We start from the raw sequence: 14,460 nt of genomic DNA, 5'->3' as shown, positions 1-14,460 counted from the left end.
CGCGGCTTCTACATCTTGTGGATATTAACGATCAGATCAATATCTGTAGTGGTCGGACTTGAACGGTCCCTTCGGCGAGACGCCGATATAGGCAGCCTGTTCCGCAGAAAGCTCAGTCAGCTTCACGCCGAGCTTGTCGAGATGCAGGCGTGCGACCTTTTCATCGAGATGCTTCGGCAGGATATAGACCTGGTTGGAATACTGGTCGGGCTTGGTGAAGAGCTCGATCTGCGCCAGCGTCTGGTTGGTGAACGAAGCCGACATCACGAAGGACGGATGGCCTGTAGCGTTGCCGAGGTTGAGCAGACGACCTTCGGAAAGAAGGATGATGCGGTTGCCCTTGGGGAATTCGATCAGGTCAACCTGCGGCTTGACGTTGGTCCACTTGAGATTGCGCAATGCAGCGACTTCGATTTCGTTGTCGAAGTGACCGATATTGCCGACGATCGCCATATCCTTCATCGCTCGCATATGGTCGATGCGGATGACGTCCTTGTTGCCGGTGGTGGTGATGAAGATATCGGCCGAGGAAACGACGTCCTCGAGCAGAACGACTTCATAACCGTCCATCGCAGCCTGCAATGCGCAGATCGGATCGGCTTCGGTCACCTTGACGCGGGCGCCGGCACCGGAGAGCGAAGCGGCAGAACCCTTGCCGACGTCGCCGTAGCCGCAGACGACGGCAACCTTGCCGGCCATCATGACGTCGGTGCCGCGGCGGATGCCGTCGACCAGCGATTCCTTGCAGCCATACTTGTTGTCGAACTTCGACTTGGTGACCGAGTCGTTGACGTTGATCGCCGGGAAGGGCAGCAGGCCCTTCTGGCTGAGCTGGTAAAGGCGGTTGACGCCGGTCGTCGTTTCCTCGGTGACGCCCTTGATCGCGTCGCGCTGCTTGGTGAACCAGCCCGGCGAAGCGGCAAGACGCTTCTTGATCTGTGCGAAGAGGATTTCCTCTTCTTCGGAATGCGGGTGAGACAGCACGTCCTCGCCGGCTTCGGCGCGGGCGCCAAGCAGGATGTACATGGTGGCGTCGCCGCCGTCATCGAGGATCATGTTGGAAAGGCCGCCATCGGCCCACTGGAAGATCTTGTCGGTGTAGACCCAGTAATCTTCGAGCGATTCGCCCTTGATGGCGAAGACAGGCACGCCGGAAGCGGCGATCGCGGCAGCGGCATGATCCTGCGTCGAGAAGATGTTGCACGAGGCCCAGCGGACTTCGGCGCCGAGCGCGACCAGCGTCTCGATGAGCACGGCAGTCTGGATAGTCATGTGCAGCGAGCCGGTGATGCGCGCGCCCTTCAGCGGCTTTGTCTGGCCGAATTCGGTGCGGCAGGACATCAGCCCCGGCATTTCGGTTTCGGCGATCGTAATTTCCTTGCGGCCGAAATCCGCAAGCCCGATATCGGCGACGACATAATCTTTTTCAGTGCTCATAGAGGCCTCCAGGCTGAAAAACGTCTCAAAATTGGCGCAGGCGCGAAGATGACCCACGTGCAAGCGCACGGCATGTCCGCCGTTTAGCAGGCTTCGCCGGTGATGGCAATAAGGATATAAAGAAGTCTTTATATGTTTATATGAGCTCGCCGGAGCTCACATCTCCTCGCCGAACCTGTTCTGGATCAGCAGGTCCAGGGCCTCCAGCGCTTCCTTGGCCTGGCTGCCGCTCGCCGAAACGACGACGCTTGAGCCGGGGCTTGCCGCAAGCATCATCAGGCCCATGATGGAGGTTCCACCGACCGTCATTCCATCCTTGGAAACGGTGATGGCGGCATCGAAGGTCTCGACCATCTGCACGAATTTGGCGGAAGCGCGCGCATGAAGACCGCGCTTGTTGATGATGAGGAGTTCCCGGGAGAGCGATGTCATGAATGCCCGTTATTTTCCGCTGAGCACACGGCTCGCGACATTGATATATTTCCGCCCGGCTTCGGAGGCCTCCACCAGCGCCTTCTCCATGTTGTTCTCGCCGCGCACCCCGGCAAGTTTGATCAACATCGGCAGGTTGACGCCGGCAATGACTTCGGTATGGCCGCTGCTCATGACTGATATGGCGAGATTGGACGGCGTGCCGCCGAACATGTCGGTCAGGATGACGACGCCATGGCCATCATCGGCACCGGAAACGGCTTCCAGAATGTCCTGCCGTCTCTGGTCCATGTCGTCTTCGGGGCCAATACAGACCGTCTCGATGAATTTCTGAGGACCGACGACGTGCTCGACAGCATGACGAAACTCTTCAGCCAGCTTGCCATGAGTGACAAGCACAAGTCCGATCATGATATTACTGCTCCCATATACAAACGGTGGCCCCAATATCGCAATGCAGCAATTACGTCCACCGGTGGGGGCACATCTTGGCTATGAAAAGCCGAAGTGCAAGATAAAAATGCGAATATATAAGGCAGATTGACCAATCCGGAAGGCCTCAGCGCCCGATATCCGGCACTTTTGCCATCAGGATCGCAAGGGGTGAGCAAACGCCTGTGAGCAACCGCAATGCGGGAAGTGAAAAACCGGCGGCAAGGCCCACCATTTCGCCCTCGGGAGGCACCCGGTCTTCACCGGTAGCGCTGCCCGGAAGCACGGCATAATGCATGGCCGCCCTTGGAATATGGTCCTGACGAACGATGCCGGTGCCGCGAAGTTCGATCAGCCCGGTGATCGACGGCGGGCACGTGGCGATCACCGCGCCGGCCTCACTTGAGAGAAGAACCTGGTCGTCGGCGACCAGCGCCGTGAAAAGCCCGAGGCGGCGCGCCTCGGTCATGCAGGTGAAGGCCAGCATCGACTTTCCCCAGCCGGAGGGGCCGCTGAACAGCAGCCCCGTCTTGCCGACGACGATCGCCGTCGCATGCACGTTGAAACCTGCCTCGGTCATGCTGCGGCGCCGATCGGCAAAGAGAGGATGAAGCGCGCGCCGAGTATATGCCCGCTCTCGGCATCGGTGATGTTTTCGGCTCTCAGCGAACCGCCATGCGCTTCGGCGATCTGCCGGCTGATCGACAGGCCGAGCCCCGAATTCTGGCCGAAGCCTTCCGCCTCCGGCCGGTCCGTATAGAAGCGCTCGAAGATACGGTCGATATTTTCCGCCTGGATGCCGGGGCCGTTGTCTTCGATCGTGGTGACGCAGCGCGAGCGTGTCCGCACCAGCCGCACGGTAATCTTGCCGCCCTTTTCCGGCACGAAAGAGCGGGCATTCTCGATCAGATTGGCGATGATCTGGCCGATGCGTAGATCGTGGCCGTTGACGACGAAGCGCGTCTTGACGTTCGGCTTGCGTTCGATCGCATATTCGATTTCCACCTGCTTCTTGGTGCTCCTGACCTGGCGCGAAACCTCGATGAGGTCGCGTAGCAGCACCTCCATATCGACGGAGCCGGCATCGACGCGTGCGAGTTCGGCGTCGAGACGGGAGGCGTCGGAGATATCGCTGATCAGCCGGTCGAGGCGGCGGACATCGTGCTGGATGACGTCCATCAGCCGCTTCTTGGAATCGTCGGATCGGGCAAGCGGCAGCGTTTCGACGGCGCTGCGCAGCGAGGTCAGCGGGTTCTTGAGCTCGTGGCTGACATCGGCAGCGAAACTCTCGATCGAATCGATGCGGTCGTAGAGCGCCGTCGTCATCTCGCGCAATGCGATCGAAAGGTTGCCGATTTCATCCTGGCGGGCAGAGAAGTCGGGAATTTCCTCACGCGTCTTGGCGCCGCGGCGCACACGGATGGCCGCTGCCGAAAGACGGCGCAGCGGATTGGCGATGGTCGACGACAGCACCAGCGAAAGCAGCACGTTGACGAGTGTCGCCACGCCGAAGACGCGCATGATGGCAAGCCGCTCGGCATGGACGATATTGTCGATGTCGCCCGCCTGCGTCGACAACAACAGCACGCCGAGCACGGCGCGGAAGCGCTGGATCGGCACGGCGACGGAAACGATGAGTTCACCTTTTTCGGTGGTGCGCACGACTGCGCCGCGCACGCCGGTGAGCGCGTTCATCACTTCGGGATAGATCGAGCCGTCGCCGCCCGGCGCTTCCTTATAGAGCGGCAGATTGCCGGGTTGCAACGCCTTGTTGAACAGGGTGGCGAACCACTCGCTCCAGGTCTGTTTCTCTTCCTCCACCGGCGGCAGGTCGAAGCGCAGCACCTGGCCGCGCGAATAGAGATGGCGCGAATCGAGCAGCAGGTTGGCATCGGCGTCGAAGATGCGGGCGCGCGTGCGCGTCGGAGAGATCAGCCGGCGCAGGACCGGCGCGACCTTTTCGGGATCGATCGGGAATTCAAGGTCCTCGTCGTTCGGCACCGGGGTGATGCTCTGGCCGGCTTGCAGCTCGAGCAGCTTTTGCGGATCGATGGTAATCGAGTTCGTATCGACGGACGCTGAGGCCGAAACGGCGCCGGCGATGATTTCGCCCTGCGTCAACAGGCTTTCGGCGCGAGCGTCGATCAATCCCTCGCGGAACTGGTTAAGGTAGAGGATGCCGCCGACGAGCACCACCAGCGCGACGAGATTGAAGAACAGGATGCGCCGCGTCAGGCTCGAAAAGACGGCATTGCCGAAGATGCGGCGGATCAGCGTGAAGGGATGCGACCAACGGCGACCTCGGACGCGACGGGTGCTCACGCCCTCCGCATCGTCCAGATCCCTTTCCTGCACCAACTGTGCCAATGACAGGCCCTTTCGAAGGGCGGGGCCGGATGGACCGGCCCGCAGCCCTCAATATTTCCGACAGCGCCGCGCGTCTTTTCAGACGCGCAAAGGACGCTGCGACATTTTGAACTGCTGCATAATTTAATCCTTAAATCGATGTCGATTTAGGAAATTATGCAGGAGCGCGCTGCGCCGCTCGGGGCTCAGGCTGCTTCGCGGAAGCGGTATCCCACTCCGTAGAGTGTTTCAATCATATCAAAGTCGGTGTCGACCATCTTGAATTTCTTGCGCAGCCGCTTGATGTGGCTGTCGATGGTCCGGTCGTCGACATAGACCTGTTCGTCATAGGCTGCGTCCATCAGCGCGTCGCGGCTTTTGACGACGCCGGGGCGCTGCGCCAGTGAATGCAGGATCAGGAATTCGGTCACCGTCAGCGTCACGGCCTCGCCCTTCCAGGTGCAGGTATGGCGTTCCTGGTCCATGACCAGCTGCCCGCGCTCCAGCGAGCGGGCCTGCTGCACCGCGCCGGTCTTCGGCGCGCCGGTGGGGCTGGTGCCGGCGGCGGCGGCTTCGCGGCTTGACGCGCGGCGCAGGACGGCGCGCACACGCTCTACCAGCAGACGCTGAGAAAACGGTTTGGTGATAAAATCGTCGGCGCCCATCTTCAGGCCGAAGAGTTCATCGATCTCCTCATCCTTGGAGGTTAGGAAGATGACCGGAATATCCGACTTCTGCCGCAGGCGGCGCAGCAGTTCCATGCCGTCCATGCGCGGCATCTTGATGTCGAAGATCGCCAGCTGTGGCGGTCGGGCCAGCAGGCCGTCGAGCGCCGAAGCACCGTCCGTATACGTCTCGACCTTATATCCTTCGGCCTCCAGTGCGATCGACACCGAGGTGAGGATGTTGCGGTCGTCATCAACGAGCGCGATTGTCGGCATGGTGTTGGTCTCCGTCATCAGTGCGCAATCTCCCGGATTTGCTCTCCCCAGGCGGTCTCAGTGACCGGATGCGCTTATGGAGGATAAAGGTGGAACAAATTGTGGCAAAGATAAAGGGGAGGATTGTCGTAAAATTCGCCGGCAATCTTAGGTGGTGCGCCCGAATGTTTAAACGCGGCCTATTCAAACGATTTAAAATTGAGGCGATAAATTTAAATCGATTAATTGTTTGATATCACTGCATTTTCTCCAATTTTCCATCTTGTGTTTTAAAATTTATGCCCGTATTTTCGCGATTAGTTATAACGGCAACGAGCCTGAGCGAAGGGAACTAGCCATGGAAATGTTCGGAGTTCATAACCCGGCAATAGAGCTGGCAACGGTTGGATTGGGCGGCGCAGCCTGCGTTCGCTACAACTTTTCCGCCGCTGCGCTCTATGAAGAAGCGATCCGCCGGGGCGAAGCCGAACTGACCGCTCAAGGCGCATTGCGGGCTCTCACCGGCCAGCACACGGGCCGTTCGCCGCGCGACAAGTTCGTCGTTCGCGATATCAATACCAATGGCGAAATCTGGTGGGACAACAACAAGCCGATCTCGCCCGAGCATTTCGCCGTGCTGCGCGACGATATGCTGGCGCATGCCGCGGGCAAGGAGCTTTTCGTCCAGGATCTCGTCGGCGGCGCCGAGGAAGGCCATGCCCTGCCGACCCGCGTCGTGACCGAATTCGCCTGGCATTCGCTGTTCATCCGCAATCTGCTGATCCGCCCCGACACTGCAGCGCTGTCCAGCTTCGTGCCGAAGCTGACGATCATCGATCTGCCGAGCTTCAAGGCCGATCCGGCCCGCCACGGCTGCCGTTCGGAAACGGTGATCGCCTGCGATCTCACCAACGGTCTCGTCCTCATCGGCGGCACCTCCTATGCCGGCGAAATGAAGAAATCGGTCTTCACCGTGCTCAACTACCTGCTGCCGGCCAAGGGCGTGATGCCGATGCACTGCTCGGCCAATGTCGGCCCGGACGGGGACGCGGCGGTCTTCTTTGGCCTTTCCGGCACGGGCAAGACGACGCTTTCGGCCGATCCGGCCCGGACGCTGATCGGCGATGACGAACACGGCTGGAGCGAAAACGGCATCTTCAACTTCGAAGGCGGCTGCTATGCCAAGACCATCCGCCTCTCGGCCGAAGCCGAGCCGGAAATCTACGCGACGACGCAGCGTTTCGGCACCGTGCTGGAAAACGTCGTCCTGAACGAAAGCCGCGAGCCGGATTTCGACGACGGGTCGCTGACCGAGAACACCCGTTGCGCCTATCCGATGGACTTCATCCCGAACGCTTCGAAGACGGGCCGCGCCGGGCATCCGAAGACGATCATCATGCTGACCGCCGATGCCTTTGGCGTCATGCCGCCGATCGCGCGATTGACGCCTGATCAGGCGATGTATCACTTCCTCTCCGGCTACACCGCCAAGGTGGCCGGCACCGAAAAGGGTGTCGTCGAGCCGGAAGCGACCTTCTCCACCTGCTTCGGCGCTCCATTCATGCCGCGGCATCCGGCCGAATATGGCAATCTGCTCAAGGAGCTGATCGGTCGTCATGGCGTCCAATGCTGGCTTGTCAATACCGGCTGGACCGGCGGCGCCTATGGCACCGGCAAGCGCATGCCGATCAAGGCGACGCGTGCGCTTCTCGCTGCCGCCCTGACCGGCGAACTCGGACAGGCCGAATTCCGCGCTGATGTGAACTTCGGCTTCGCAGTGCCGGTCTCCGTCGACGGCGTCGACGGCAGCATTCTCGATCCACGCTCGACCTGGGCCGACAAGGCAGCCTATGACGCGCAGGCCGAAAAGCTGGTCTCGATGTTCATCGCGAACTTCGCCAAGTTCGAAAATCATGTCGACGGCGGCGTCCGCGATGCCGCCCCCGGCGTGAAGGTCGCTGCCGAATAAGGCCCAGAGCAATTCCAGCAAAAGTGCGCAGCGGTTTTGCGTCCGGAATTGCGTTAAACAAAGAACTAGAGCATTTCGTGGTTCGAAGAAAAACGGAATGTTCGAGCCGCTGACTCACGTGAAACCCGGCATCGCAAGATCGCCGGGTTTCCCATGTCACAGCCGATATTTTCAATTCGTCGCCGATGTGAGATAGAACGCCGCATGGCCAGCGACGCGCTCTATATCGATGACAGGATCACCATCGCGGGATGGGAGCTGACGGAACAGTTCGTTCTGGCGGGCGGTCCCGGCGGGCAGAATGTCAACAAGGTCTCGACCGCTGTCCAGCTGTTCTTCAACATCGCGAATTCGCCGTCCCTCAATGATCGTGTCAAAACCAATGCGATCAAGCTCGCCGGCCGGCGTTTGTCGAAGGACGGCGTGCTGATGATCGAGGCGAGCCGGTTTCGCAGCCAAGACCGCAACCGCGAGGATGCGCGAGACCGGCTGAAGGAACTGATCCTCGAGGCCGCCAAGCCGCCGCCGCCGCCGCGCAAGAAGACCAGGCCGACCAAGGGTTCGGTCGAACGCCGCCTGAAGGAAAAATCCGGTCGCTCGGAAGTCAAGAAAATGCGCAGCCGCCCCGGCGGCGGCAGCGGTGAGTGACATGCCGGAGTTCTTGAGCGGCATCCGCCATCTCCCCGGTTACCTCGACCGAGCGTGTCAGGAAGCATTGGTCGAGGTGATCCGTACCGTCGTCGCCGAAGCGCCGCTTTATGTGCCCGCCATGCCCGGTACCGGCAAGCCGATGTCCGTGCGCATGACCAATTGCGGGCCGCTCGGCTGGGTGACGGACAAAGAGCGCGGCTATCGCTACCAGCCAACACACCCGGCAACCGGCAGACCCTGGCCTGATATGCCGCAGCAATTGCTCGATATCTGGAATGACGTTTCGGGTTATGACAAGCCGCCGGAAGCCTGCCTCGTCAATTTCTACTCCGACGAAGCGCGCATGGGCTTGCATCAGGACAAGGACGAACAGGATCTCAAAGCCCCGGTCGTCTCGATCTCGCTCGGCAACAGCTGCCTCTTTCGCGTCGGCGGCCTCAGCCGCAATGATCGCACGCTATCTTTCAAGCTTTCGAGCGGTGATCTGGTCGTGCTGGGCGGCGAGGGGAGGCTGTGTTTCCATGGCGTCGACCGGATCCATCCGGCGACGTCGACGCTGCTGAAGAATGGCGGCCGCATCAATCTGACCCTCCGCCGCGTCAATCCCTGACTAGAGCAATTCCAGCAAAAGTGCGCAGCGGTTTTGCGTCCGGAATTGCGTAAAAACAAAGCGATAGAGCGTTTCCGTGATTCGAAGAAAAACGGAAAGGCTCTATCGACCGCCGCTATAGTTTTCGCAGCGCGACCTGCTCGATCAGGTGATCCTTGCCCTTTTTCAGGATGAGATCGGCGCGTGGGCGCGTCGGTAGAATGTTCTGTCGCAGGTTCTTCAGGTTGATGTTTGCCCAAAGATCTTCGGCGATTTCGAGCGCTTCCGCGTCGCTGATCGAGGCATAGCGATGGAAATAGGAATTCGGATCGCGGAAGGCGGTCTCGCGCAGCCGCATGAAGCGCGTGACATACCAGTTGTGGATCTCGTCTTCGGCGGCATCGATATAGATCGAGAAGTCGAAGAAGTCGGAGACCATCGGCACGATCTTGCCGCCGGCAGGCAGGTCGCGCGATTGCAGCACGTTGATGCCCTCGAAGATCAGGATGTCGGGCCGGTCGACGATCTTGTATTCGTCCGGCAGCACGTCGTAGACGAGGTGCGAATAGCTGGGCGCCTTCACATCCGGCCGCCCGGCCTTGATCGCCGAGAGGAAGCGCAGGATCGCACCCGTGTCGTAGCTTTCCGGAAAGCCCTTGCGCTGCATCAGCTTTTCCCGCTGCAGCACGGCGTTCGGATGCAGGAAGCCGTCGGTGGTGACGAGATCGACCTTCGGGCTGGAAGGCCAGCGCCCCAGGAGCTCCTTGAGGATACGGGCGGTGGTCGATTTTCCCACCGCGACCGAGCCGGCGATGCCGATGACGAAGGGCGTCTTCGTCACATCGGACAGGCTGAGGAAGCGGTTGCGCTGTTCAAACAGCATCTGCGAGGATTCGACATGTGCCGAGAGCAGCCGCGACAGCGACAGATAGATGCGCCGGACCTCGTCGAGATCGATCGGATCGCCCATCGAACGCAGCCGTTTGACCTCGTCGCTCGTCAGCGTCAACGGCGTGTCGGCGCGGAATTTCGCCCATTGTTCGGAAGAGAAGAAGTGGTAGGGCGAATAGGATTCCGACTGGAAGTGATCCAACGTTTCCGGCACCCCGATAATCTCAGTCGCGATACTCATGAACTCTGCCGGCTGGCCTTTTCCTTGAGGCCGGACTGCGCGGTTCTGCGCTCGAGCTCGGCCATGACATTCTCTAACGGTATTTCAGCAATCTTCAATACGACCAATAGGTGATAGAGCACATCGGCGGCCTCATAGGTCAGATTGTCGCGGTCGCCGGTCACCGCCGCCATCACGGCTTCGATCGCCTCTTCACCGAGCTTCTTTGCCGCTTTCGGCTGGCCGGCGGCCACGAGCTTGGCTGTCCAGGATTGCTCCGGCGAGGCATTCGATCGTTCTGCGACGATGCTTTCGAGATCGGAAAGGGAAAATCCGCTCATAGGTCCGCTTTCAAAGTTCAGTCGAGACGCATGTCGATGCCGCACTTCGACATATAGTGCTTCGCCTCGCTGACGGAATAGGTGCCGAAGTGGAAGATCGACGCGGCAAGCACCGCATTGGCATGGCCATCCTTCACCCCGGCGACGAGATCGTCGAGATCGCCGACGCCGCCGGACGCGATGACGGGCACACGCACCGCATCGGCGATCGCCCGCGTCAGCTCCAGATCGTAGCCGACCTTTGTGCCGTCGCGGTCCATCGAGGTGACCAGCAGCTCGCCGGCGCCGCGCGCCACCATTTTCTGGGCGAATTCGACGGCATCGATGCCGGTCGCGTTGCGGCCGCCATGGGTATAGATTTCCCAGGCGCTGAGATTGTCGCCGCCGACCGCCTGCGTGCGCCGGCGCTTGGCGTCGATCGAGACGACGATGCACTGGTCGCCGAACTTGTCGGCTGCCTCGGTGACGAAGTCGGGATTGCTGACGGCTGCCGAATTGATCGAGACCTTGTCGGCACCGCACAGCAACAGCTTACGGATATCGGCGATGGTACGCACCCCGCCGCCGACCGTCAGCGGCATGAAGCATTGGTCGGCCGTGCGCGACACGACATCGAAGATCGTCTCGCGATTGTCCGAAGAAGCGGTGATGTCGAGGAAGCAGAGTTCGTCGGCGCCGGCCGCATCATAAGCCTTCGCGGCTTCGACGGGATCGCCGGCATCGACGAGATTGAGGAAGTTGACGCCCTTGACGACACGGCCGTCCTTGACGTCGAGGCAGGGAATGACACGGGCCTTGAGGGTCATTTATGCGGTCTCCTTGGCCCGGGCCGCCTTGATCAGCGCCAGCGCTTCCTTGGGATCGATACGGCCGTCATAAAGGGCACGGCCTGAAATCGCCCCTTCCAGCTTCCGCGCATCGGGCTCCAGCATGCGGCGGATATCGTCGAGAGAGGCAAGGCCGCCCGAGGCGATGACGGGAATGGAAACGGCGTCGGCAAGTTCCAGCGTCGAACTCCAGTTGATGCCGGCCAGAATGCCGTCACGGTCGATATCGGTGTAGATGATCGCGGCGACGCCGGCGCCCTCGAATTTCCTGGCGAGCTCGATGATACCGAGTTCGGAGGCCTCCGCCCAGCCCTCGACGGCCACCTTGCCGCCCTTGGCATCGATGCCGACGGCGACATGACCAGGAAATTTCCGGCAGGCCTCGATCACCAGCGCCGGATTTCTAACCGCGACGGTGCCGAGAATGACGCGCCGCAGCCCTCGCGACAGCCAGGCCTCGATATGATCGAGGGTGCGAATGCCGCCGCCGAGCTGCACGGGATTGTCCGTTGCCTTCAAGATCGCTTCGACGGCATCGCCATTGGCCGAATGTCCCGCGAAGGCGCCGTCGAGATCGACCACATGCAGCCATTCGAAACCCTGATCTTCGAAGGATCTCGCTTGGGCGGCCGGATTGGTGTTGTAGACTGTCGCCTGCTGCATGTCGCCGAGCTTCAAGCGGACGCATTGGCCGCCTTTCAGGTCGATCGCGGGAAAAAGGATCATGTCGTCTTACGTCCGTAAACTGGTCGGTACCATCAGCGCTTTCCACGCATCTACGATATCCGATTGGAAAAAGACAGCGGCAATGGCCGCCGCGCCGAAAAGCAGAAGGAGGAGCAGGGTGACGGCAAAGCCGGCCCGGACCTGACGCCAGAAGCCCAGGCGCCTCTTGATCGATTTCTCGATGTTTCGTACCTGGCGCAATGCATCGCTGTTGACGGCGGTCAGCCGGATCTGCGGCTCCATCGCCTCGACATAGGTTTCGGCATAACTCGAAAGGATTTGCGAGGCGCGGTCGCGCAGCGTGTTGCGCAGGTCGGTCGAGAGATAATTGCTGTTGACGGCGGCAAGCTCGGCCTCATCGGGCGAACGGCCGGCATTTCGCTTGCGATGGCTGAGAACGAAATCGCGCTTTTGCCGCTCGTAGAGTGCGTAGGCGAGCAGGCCGATCAGATCGTCCTCACCTTCGATATAGAATTCCAGCACGGCCTCGGCGATATCGCCGGCGCTGACCCCGTTTTGCCGCCGGCTCGAACCGTCGTTTGCGGGGAAAGAGTCATGGATCATCGGTCCAGCCTTTCGTTCAGCGCCTTGGCCGCGTTGGAAAGCGCCTTCCTGTGGATGGCTTCGTCGACACGGCGGATGACCGTGCCGCCGGGAAGCTTGATATCAGAAAAGGGCGGCAAGCCTTCCCTGGAGGGCCGCAATGTGTAGAGCACCTTGCCTGATTTCCGCGACGCCGGCATCGAGCGCACTCCTGTTCCGCCATTTCCTTACAGAGGAAATAAGGCGGCTGTATTAAAAGCCAGCCCTTGGAGCAATTCCAGCAAAACTGCGCAGCGGGTTTGCATCGGGAATTGCTTGAACAAGCTCTACGGGTTCCAGCGCAGAAAATTGGCGATCAGGGCCAGGCCGAGCTTCTGACTCTTTTCCGGGTGAAACTGCGCTCCGACCATGTTGTCGCGCCCGACGAAAGCGGTCATCGGACCGCCATAATCGGCCGTCGCAATAACATCCTCGGCGTTTTCGGCGGCAAGATGGTAGGAATGCACGAAATAGGCATGCAGTCCCTGCGACCCCGTCGGAATTCCTTCGAAGAGCGGATGTTCGCGCTTCAGGTCGAGTGTGTTCCAGCCGATCTGCGGGATCTTGAGTGCCGGATCATCCGGCGTCATCTCGACGACGTTACCGGGAATCCAGCCGAAACCCTGCGTCACGGTCTTCTCGAGGCCGCGCGAGGACATGAGCTGCATGCCGACGCAAATGCCGAGGAACGGCCGCGCCTTCTTCTCGACAGCCTCGATCAGCACCTCGGCCATATCAGGCACGGCATCGAGGCCGCGCCGGCAATCGGCATAGGCGCCGACACCGGGAAGCACGATACGATCGGCTGCGGCAACATCCTCCGCCCTGTCGGTGAGATCGATATGGGCATCGATGCCAGCTTCGTGGGCGGCACGCTCGAAAGCCTTGGTCGCCGAGCGCAGGTTACCGGAGCCATAGTCGATAATCGCGACGCGCATCGTCAGCGTCCTCCACCAAAACCAAAGAGACCAAGCGATGTTGCATCGCCGTGCGGGCCGTTCGGAAGGGCCTTGTTCTGCCAGTCCGGTGCCGTGGCGTCGTCACCAACTGCGATAGCCGCCCTGTCCGAAAAATAGACCTGCTCGGCAGTGCCGATCGTATCGGCTGCAATGAGTGCGTCTTCGTTCCAGCCTTTGGCAGCAAGGTTGCGGACACGGAAATTCTGGCCCTCGAGACCGACCAGCATATTCACGCCCAGCAGGATTGCCGCTCCTGCCGGCCCCAGGCCTGGTTCGTCCATCAGCGCACCACCAATCCCCTGCAGCAGAAAGGCCGCGGCCGCATGCAGCCAAAGCCGATGCGCCAGCAGCCAAATCCATGGAAACAGGAAGCCGAGCAGCGTGAAGCCGTCACGGATAGTTCGCGTCTCATCGGCCGTGGCGCTCGTGCCGCCGGGCGGTGTCAGGAAGATATAGCTGGATGTCATTGCCGCCGCTCCCTTGAAGGGCTCAGACGAGCGTGCCCTTGGTCGAGGGAACACGGCCCGCCTGTCTCGGATCGATCTCTGTCGCCGTGCGCAACGCGCGGGCAACGGCCTTGAAGCATGTCTCGGCAATATGGTGATTGTTGGCGCCATAATGGTTGAGAATATGCAAGGTGATGCCGGCATTCTGAGCGAGCGCATGGAAGAATTCGCGAACGAGCTCAGTGTCGAAAGTGCCGATCTTCGGCGCGCTGAAGGCGACATTCCAGACGAGGAACGGCCGGCCGGAAAGATCGACCGCAGCCTTGGTCATCGTCTCGTCCATGGCGAGATCGATCGAAGCGTAGCGGGTGATGCCGCGCCGGTCGCCGAGTGCCTTGGAGATCGCCTGGCCGATGGCGATGCCGGTATCTTCGACCGTATGATGGTCGTCGATATGCAGGTCGCCCTTGGCATCGATCTCCATGTCGATGAGGGAATGTCGCGAAAGCTGGTCGAGCATATGGTCGAAGAAGCCGACGCCCGTCGAGATCGTCGATTTGCCGGTGCCGTCGAGATTGACGGAAACGGAAATCGAGGTTTCGTTGGTCTTGCGGGAAACGCTGCCGGTGCGGCTTGCTGCGGTCTCGGCCATATGGCCCTCCATCGGGAATAAGGCCGTTCCTTATCAGGCG

Annotated in this window: 18 protein-coding genes; 3 read left to right on the top strand and 15 right to left on the bottom strand. The window is 60.6% G+C overall.

Annotated elements, in window-relative coordinates; genetic code table 11:
* Positions 1-36: 36 nt before the first annotated feature.
* The 6 genes from ahcY to OLZ32_RS34310 all read right to left on the bottom strand — a co-directional run bounded on the left by ahcY (position 37) and on the right by OLZ32_RS34310 (position 5,588).
* Positions 37-1,437, bottom strand: coding sequence for an adenosylhomocysteinase (gene ahcY / locus OLZ32_RS34335; RefSeq protein ID WP_003544127.1), 1,401 nt, complete (start codon positions 1,435-1,437; stop codon positions 37-39).
* 156 nt (positions 1,438-1,593) lie between these two features.
* Entirely contained in the window at positions 1,594-1,869 is a 276-nt protein-coding gene (locus tag OLZ32_RS34330; RefSeq protein ID WP_017989880.1) for an HPr family phosphocarrier protein, read from the bottom strand.
* Between the two features lie 9 nt (positions 1,870-1,878).
* A complete protein-coding gene (locus OLZ32_RS34325) occupies positions 1,879-2,280 on the bottom strand; it encodes a PTS sugar transporter subunit IIA (RefSeq protein WP_003544139.1) in 402 nt (133 codons plus the stop codon).
* 148 nt (positions 2,281-2,428) lie between these two features.
* Complete coding sequence (locus OLZ32_RS34320; RefSeq protein ID WP_017989881.1) at positions 2,429-2,881, bottom strand: HPr kinase/phosphorylase; 453 nt, start codon at positions 2,879-2,881, stop codon at positions 2,429-2,431.
* The gene (locus OLZ32_RS34315; RefSeq protein WP_017989882.1) at positions 2,878-4,668 is read right to left on the bottom strand and encodes a sensor histidine kinase; all 1,791 of its coding nucleotides are present in this window, start codon (positions 4,666-4,668) and stop codon (positions 2,878-2,880) included. The genes OLZ32_RS34320 and OLZ32_RS34315 overlap by 4 nt, the downstream gene beginning before the upstream one ends.
* Positions 4,669-4,853: 185 nt before the next feature.
* A complete protein-coding gene (locus OLZ32_RS34310; RefSeq protein ID WP_003544146.1) occupies positions 4,854-5,588 on the bottom strand; it encodes a response regulator transcription factor in 735 nt (244 codons plus the stop codon).
* A 337-nt stretch (positions 5,589-5,925) separates the two neighbouring features.
* Here OLZ32_RS34310 and OLZ32_RS34305 point away from each other — a divergent pair, with 337 nt between their 5' ends.
* The 3 genes from OLZ32_RS34305 (at position 5,926) to OLZ32_RS34295 (ending at position 8,797) form a co-directional block, all read left to right on the top strand.
* Positions 5,926-7,536 carry a phosphoenolpyruvate carboxykinase gene (locus tag OLZ32_RS34305; RefSeq protein ID WP_003544161.1) on the top strand — a complete coding sequence of 537 codons (1,611 nt, stop codon included), beginning with the start codon at positions 5,926-5,928 and terminating at the stop codon, positions 7,534-7,536.
* Between the two features lie 204 nt (positions 7,537-7,740).
* Positions 7,741-8,184 (top strand): alternative ribosome rescue aminoacyl-tRNA hydrolase ArfB, encoded by a 444-nt coding sequence (gene arfB, locus OLZ32_RS34300; RefSeq protein ID WP_003544163.1) that lies wholly within the window; start codon positions 7,741-7,743, stop codon positions 8,182-8,184.
* A gap of 1 nt (position 8,185) precedes the next feature.
* Entirely contained in the window at positions 8,186-8,797 is a 612-nt protein-coding gene (locus OLZ32_RS34295; RefSeq protein ID WP_003544164.1) for an alpha-ketoglutarate-dependent dioxygenase AlkB, read from the top strand.
* A 115-nt stretch (positions 8,798-8,912) separates the two neighbouring features.
* On the opposite strand, the gene coaA is transcribed toward OLZ32_RS34295, so the two are convergent.
* From coaA to hisB, 9 genes are all read right to left on the bottom strand, one after another.
* Complete coding sequence (coaA, locus tag OLZ32_RS34290; protein ID WP_003544165.1) at positions 8,913-9,908, bottom strand: type I pantothenate kinase; 996 nt, start codon at positions 9,906-9,908, stop codon at positions 8,913-8,915.
* Positions 9,905-10,228 carry a phosphoribosyl-ATP diphosphatase gene (locus OLZ32_RS34285; RefSeq protein ID WP_264424763.1) on the bottom strand — a complete coding sequence of 108 codons (324 nt, stop codon included), beginning with the start codon at positions 10,226-10,228 and terminating at the stop codon, positions 9,905-9,907. Before OLZ32_RS34285 ends, coaA begins: the two co-directional genes overlap by 4 nt.
* Before the next feature lie 17 nt (positions 10,229-10,245).
* Positions 10,246-11,034, bottom strand: a complete 789-nt coding sequence (gene hisF / locus OLZ32_RS34280) for an imidazole glycerol phosphate synthase subunit HisF (protein WP_003544168.1) — start codon at positions 11,032-11,034, stop codon at positions 10,246-10,248.
* On the bottom strand, positions 11,035-11,781 hold the full coding sequence (hisA, locus tag OLZ32_RS34275) for a 1-(5-phosphoribosyl)-5-[(5-phosphoribosylamino)methylideneamino]imidazole-4-carboxamide isomerase (protein ID WP_003544169.1): 747 nt from the start codon (positions 11,779-11,781) through the stop codon (positions 11,035-11,037). It abuts the gene before it with no gap.
* A 6-nt stretch (positions 11,782-11,787) separates the two neighbouring features.
* Positions 11,788-12,345: a hypothetical protein gene (locus OLZ32_RS34270; protein WP_003544171.1), complete on the bottom strand. Its 558-nt coding sequence runs from the start codon at positions 12,343-12,345 to the stop codon at positions 11,788-11,790.
* A complete protein-coding gene (locus OLZ32_RS34265; protein WP_264424762.1) occupies positions 12,342-12,524 on the bottom strand; it encodes a hypothetical protein in 183 nt (60 codons plus the stop codon). Before OLZ32_RS34265 ends, OLZ32_RS34270 begins: the two co-directional genes overlap by 4 nt.
* Before the next feature lie 126 nt (positions 12,525-12,650).
* Positions 12,651-13,301 carry an imidazole glycerol phosphate synthase subunit HisH gene (gene hisH, locus OLZ32_RS34260; protein ID WP_003544174.1) on the bottom strand — a complete coding sequence of 217 codons (651 nt, stop codon included), beginning with the start codon at positions 13,299-13,301 and terminating at the stop codon, positions 12,651-12,653.
* Positions 13,302-13,303: 2 nt separating this feature from the next.
* Entirely contained in the window at positions 13,304-13,789 is a 486-nt protein-coding gene (locus OLZ32_RS34255; protein ID WP_264424761.1) for a DUF2628 domain-containing protein, read from the bottom strand.
* Positions 13,790-13,811: 22 nt separating this feature from the next.
* Entirely contained in the window at positions 13,812-14,420 is a 609-nt protein-coding gene (gene hisB, locus OLZ32_RS34250) for an imidazoleglycerol-phosphate dehydratase HisB (protein ID WP_003544176.1), read from the bottom strand.
* Positions 14,421-14,460: the final 40 nt, after the last annotated feature.

This window comes from Rhizobium acaciae, from assembly GCF_025941625.1.
GTDB classification, from domain to species: Bacteria; Pseudomonadota; Alphaproteobacteria; order Rhizobiales; family Rhizobiaceae; genus Rhizobium; species Rhizobium acaciae.
The sequence above is the reverse complement of the archived record's forward strand: the minus strand, read 5'-3'. Positions and strand labels throughout refer to the sequence as shown.

Bases quoted from the DNA above. Each gene is read 5' to 3' on its own strand.
- OLZ32_RS34305 (WP_003544161.1), top strand. From the start codon at position 5,926: ATGGAAATGTTCGGAGTTCATAACCCGGCAATAGAGCTGGCAACGGTT.
- OLZ32_RS34285 (WP_264424763.1), bottom strand. From the start codon at position 10,228: ATGAGCGGATTTTCCCTTTCCGATCTCGAAAGCATCGTCGCAGAACGA.
- arfB (WP_003544163.1), top strand. From the start codon at position 7,741: ATGGCCAGCGACGCGCTCTATATCGATGACAGGATCACCATCGCGGGA.
- coaA (WP_003544165.1), bottom strand. From the start codon at position 9,908: ATGAGTATCGCGACTGAGATTATCGGGGTGCCGGAAACGTTGGATCAC.
- OLZ32_RS34325 (WP_003544139.1), bottom strand. From the start codon at position 2,280: ATGATCGGACTTGTGCTTGTCACTCATGGCAAGCTGGCTGAAGAGTTT.
- OLZ32_RS34310 (WP_003544146.1), bottom strand. From the start codon at position 5,588: ATGCCGACAATCGCGCTCGTTGATGACGACCGCAACATCCTCACCTCG.
- hisF (WP_003544168.1), bottom strand. From the start codon at position 11,034: ATGACCCTCAAGGCCCGTGTCATTCCCTGCCTCGACGTCAAGGACGGC.
- hisA (WP_003544169.1), bottom strand. From the start codon at position 11,781: ATGATCCTTTTTCCCGCGATCGACCTGAAAGGCGGCCAATGCGTCCGC.
- ahcY (WP_003544127.1), bottom strand. From the start codon at position 1,437: ATGAGCACTGAAAAAGATTATGTCGTCGCCGATATCGGGCTTGCGGAT.
- hisB (WP_003544176.1), bottom strand. From the start codon at position 14,420: ATGGCCGAGACCGCAGCAAGCCGCACCGGCAGCGTTTCCCGCAAGACC.
- OLZ32_RS34320 (WP_017989881.1), bottom strand. From the start codon at position 2,881: ATGACCGAGGCAGGTTTCAACGTGCATGCGACGGCGATCGTCGTCGGC.
- OLZ32_RS34270 (WP_003544171.1), bottom strand. From the start codon at position 12,345: ATGATCCATGACTCTTTCCCCGCAAACGACGGTTCGAGCCGGCGGCAA.
- OLZ32_RS34265 (WP_264424762.1), bottom strand. From the start codon at position 12,524: ATGCCGGCGTCGCGGAAATCAGGCAAGGTGCTCTACACATTGCGGCCC.
- OLZ32_RS34295 (WP_003544164.1), top strand. From the start codon at position 8,186: ATGCCGGAGTTCTTGAGCGGCATCCGCCATCTCCCCGGTTACCTCGAC.
- OLZ32_RS34330 (WP_017989880.1), bottom strand. From the start codon at position 1,869: ATGACATCGCTCTCCCGGGAACTCCTCATCATCAACAAGCGCGGTCTT.
- hisH (WP_003544174.1), bottom strand. From the start codon at position 13,301: ATGCGCGTCGCGATTATCGACTATGGCTCCGGTAACCTGCGCTCGGCG.
- OLZ32_RS34255 (WP_264424761.1), bottom strand. From the start codon at position 13,789: ATGACATCCAGCTATATCTTCCTGACACCGCCCGGCGGCACGAGCGCC.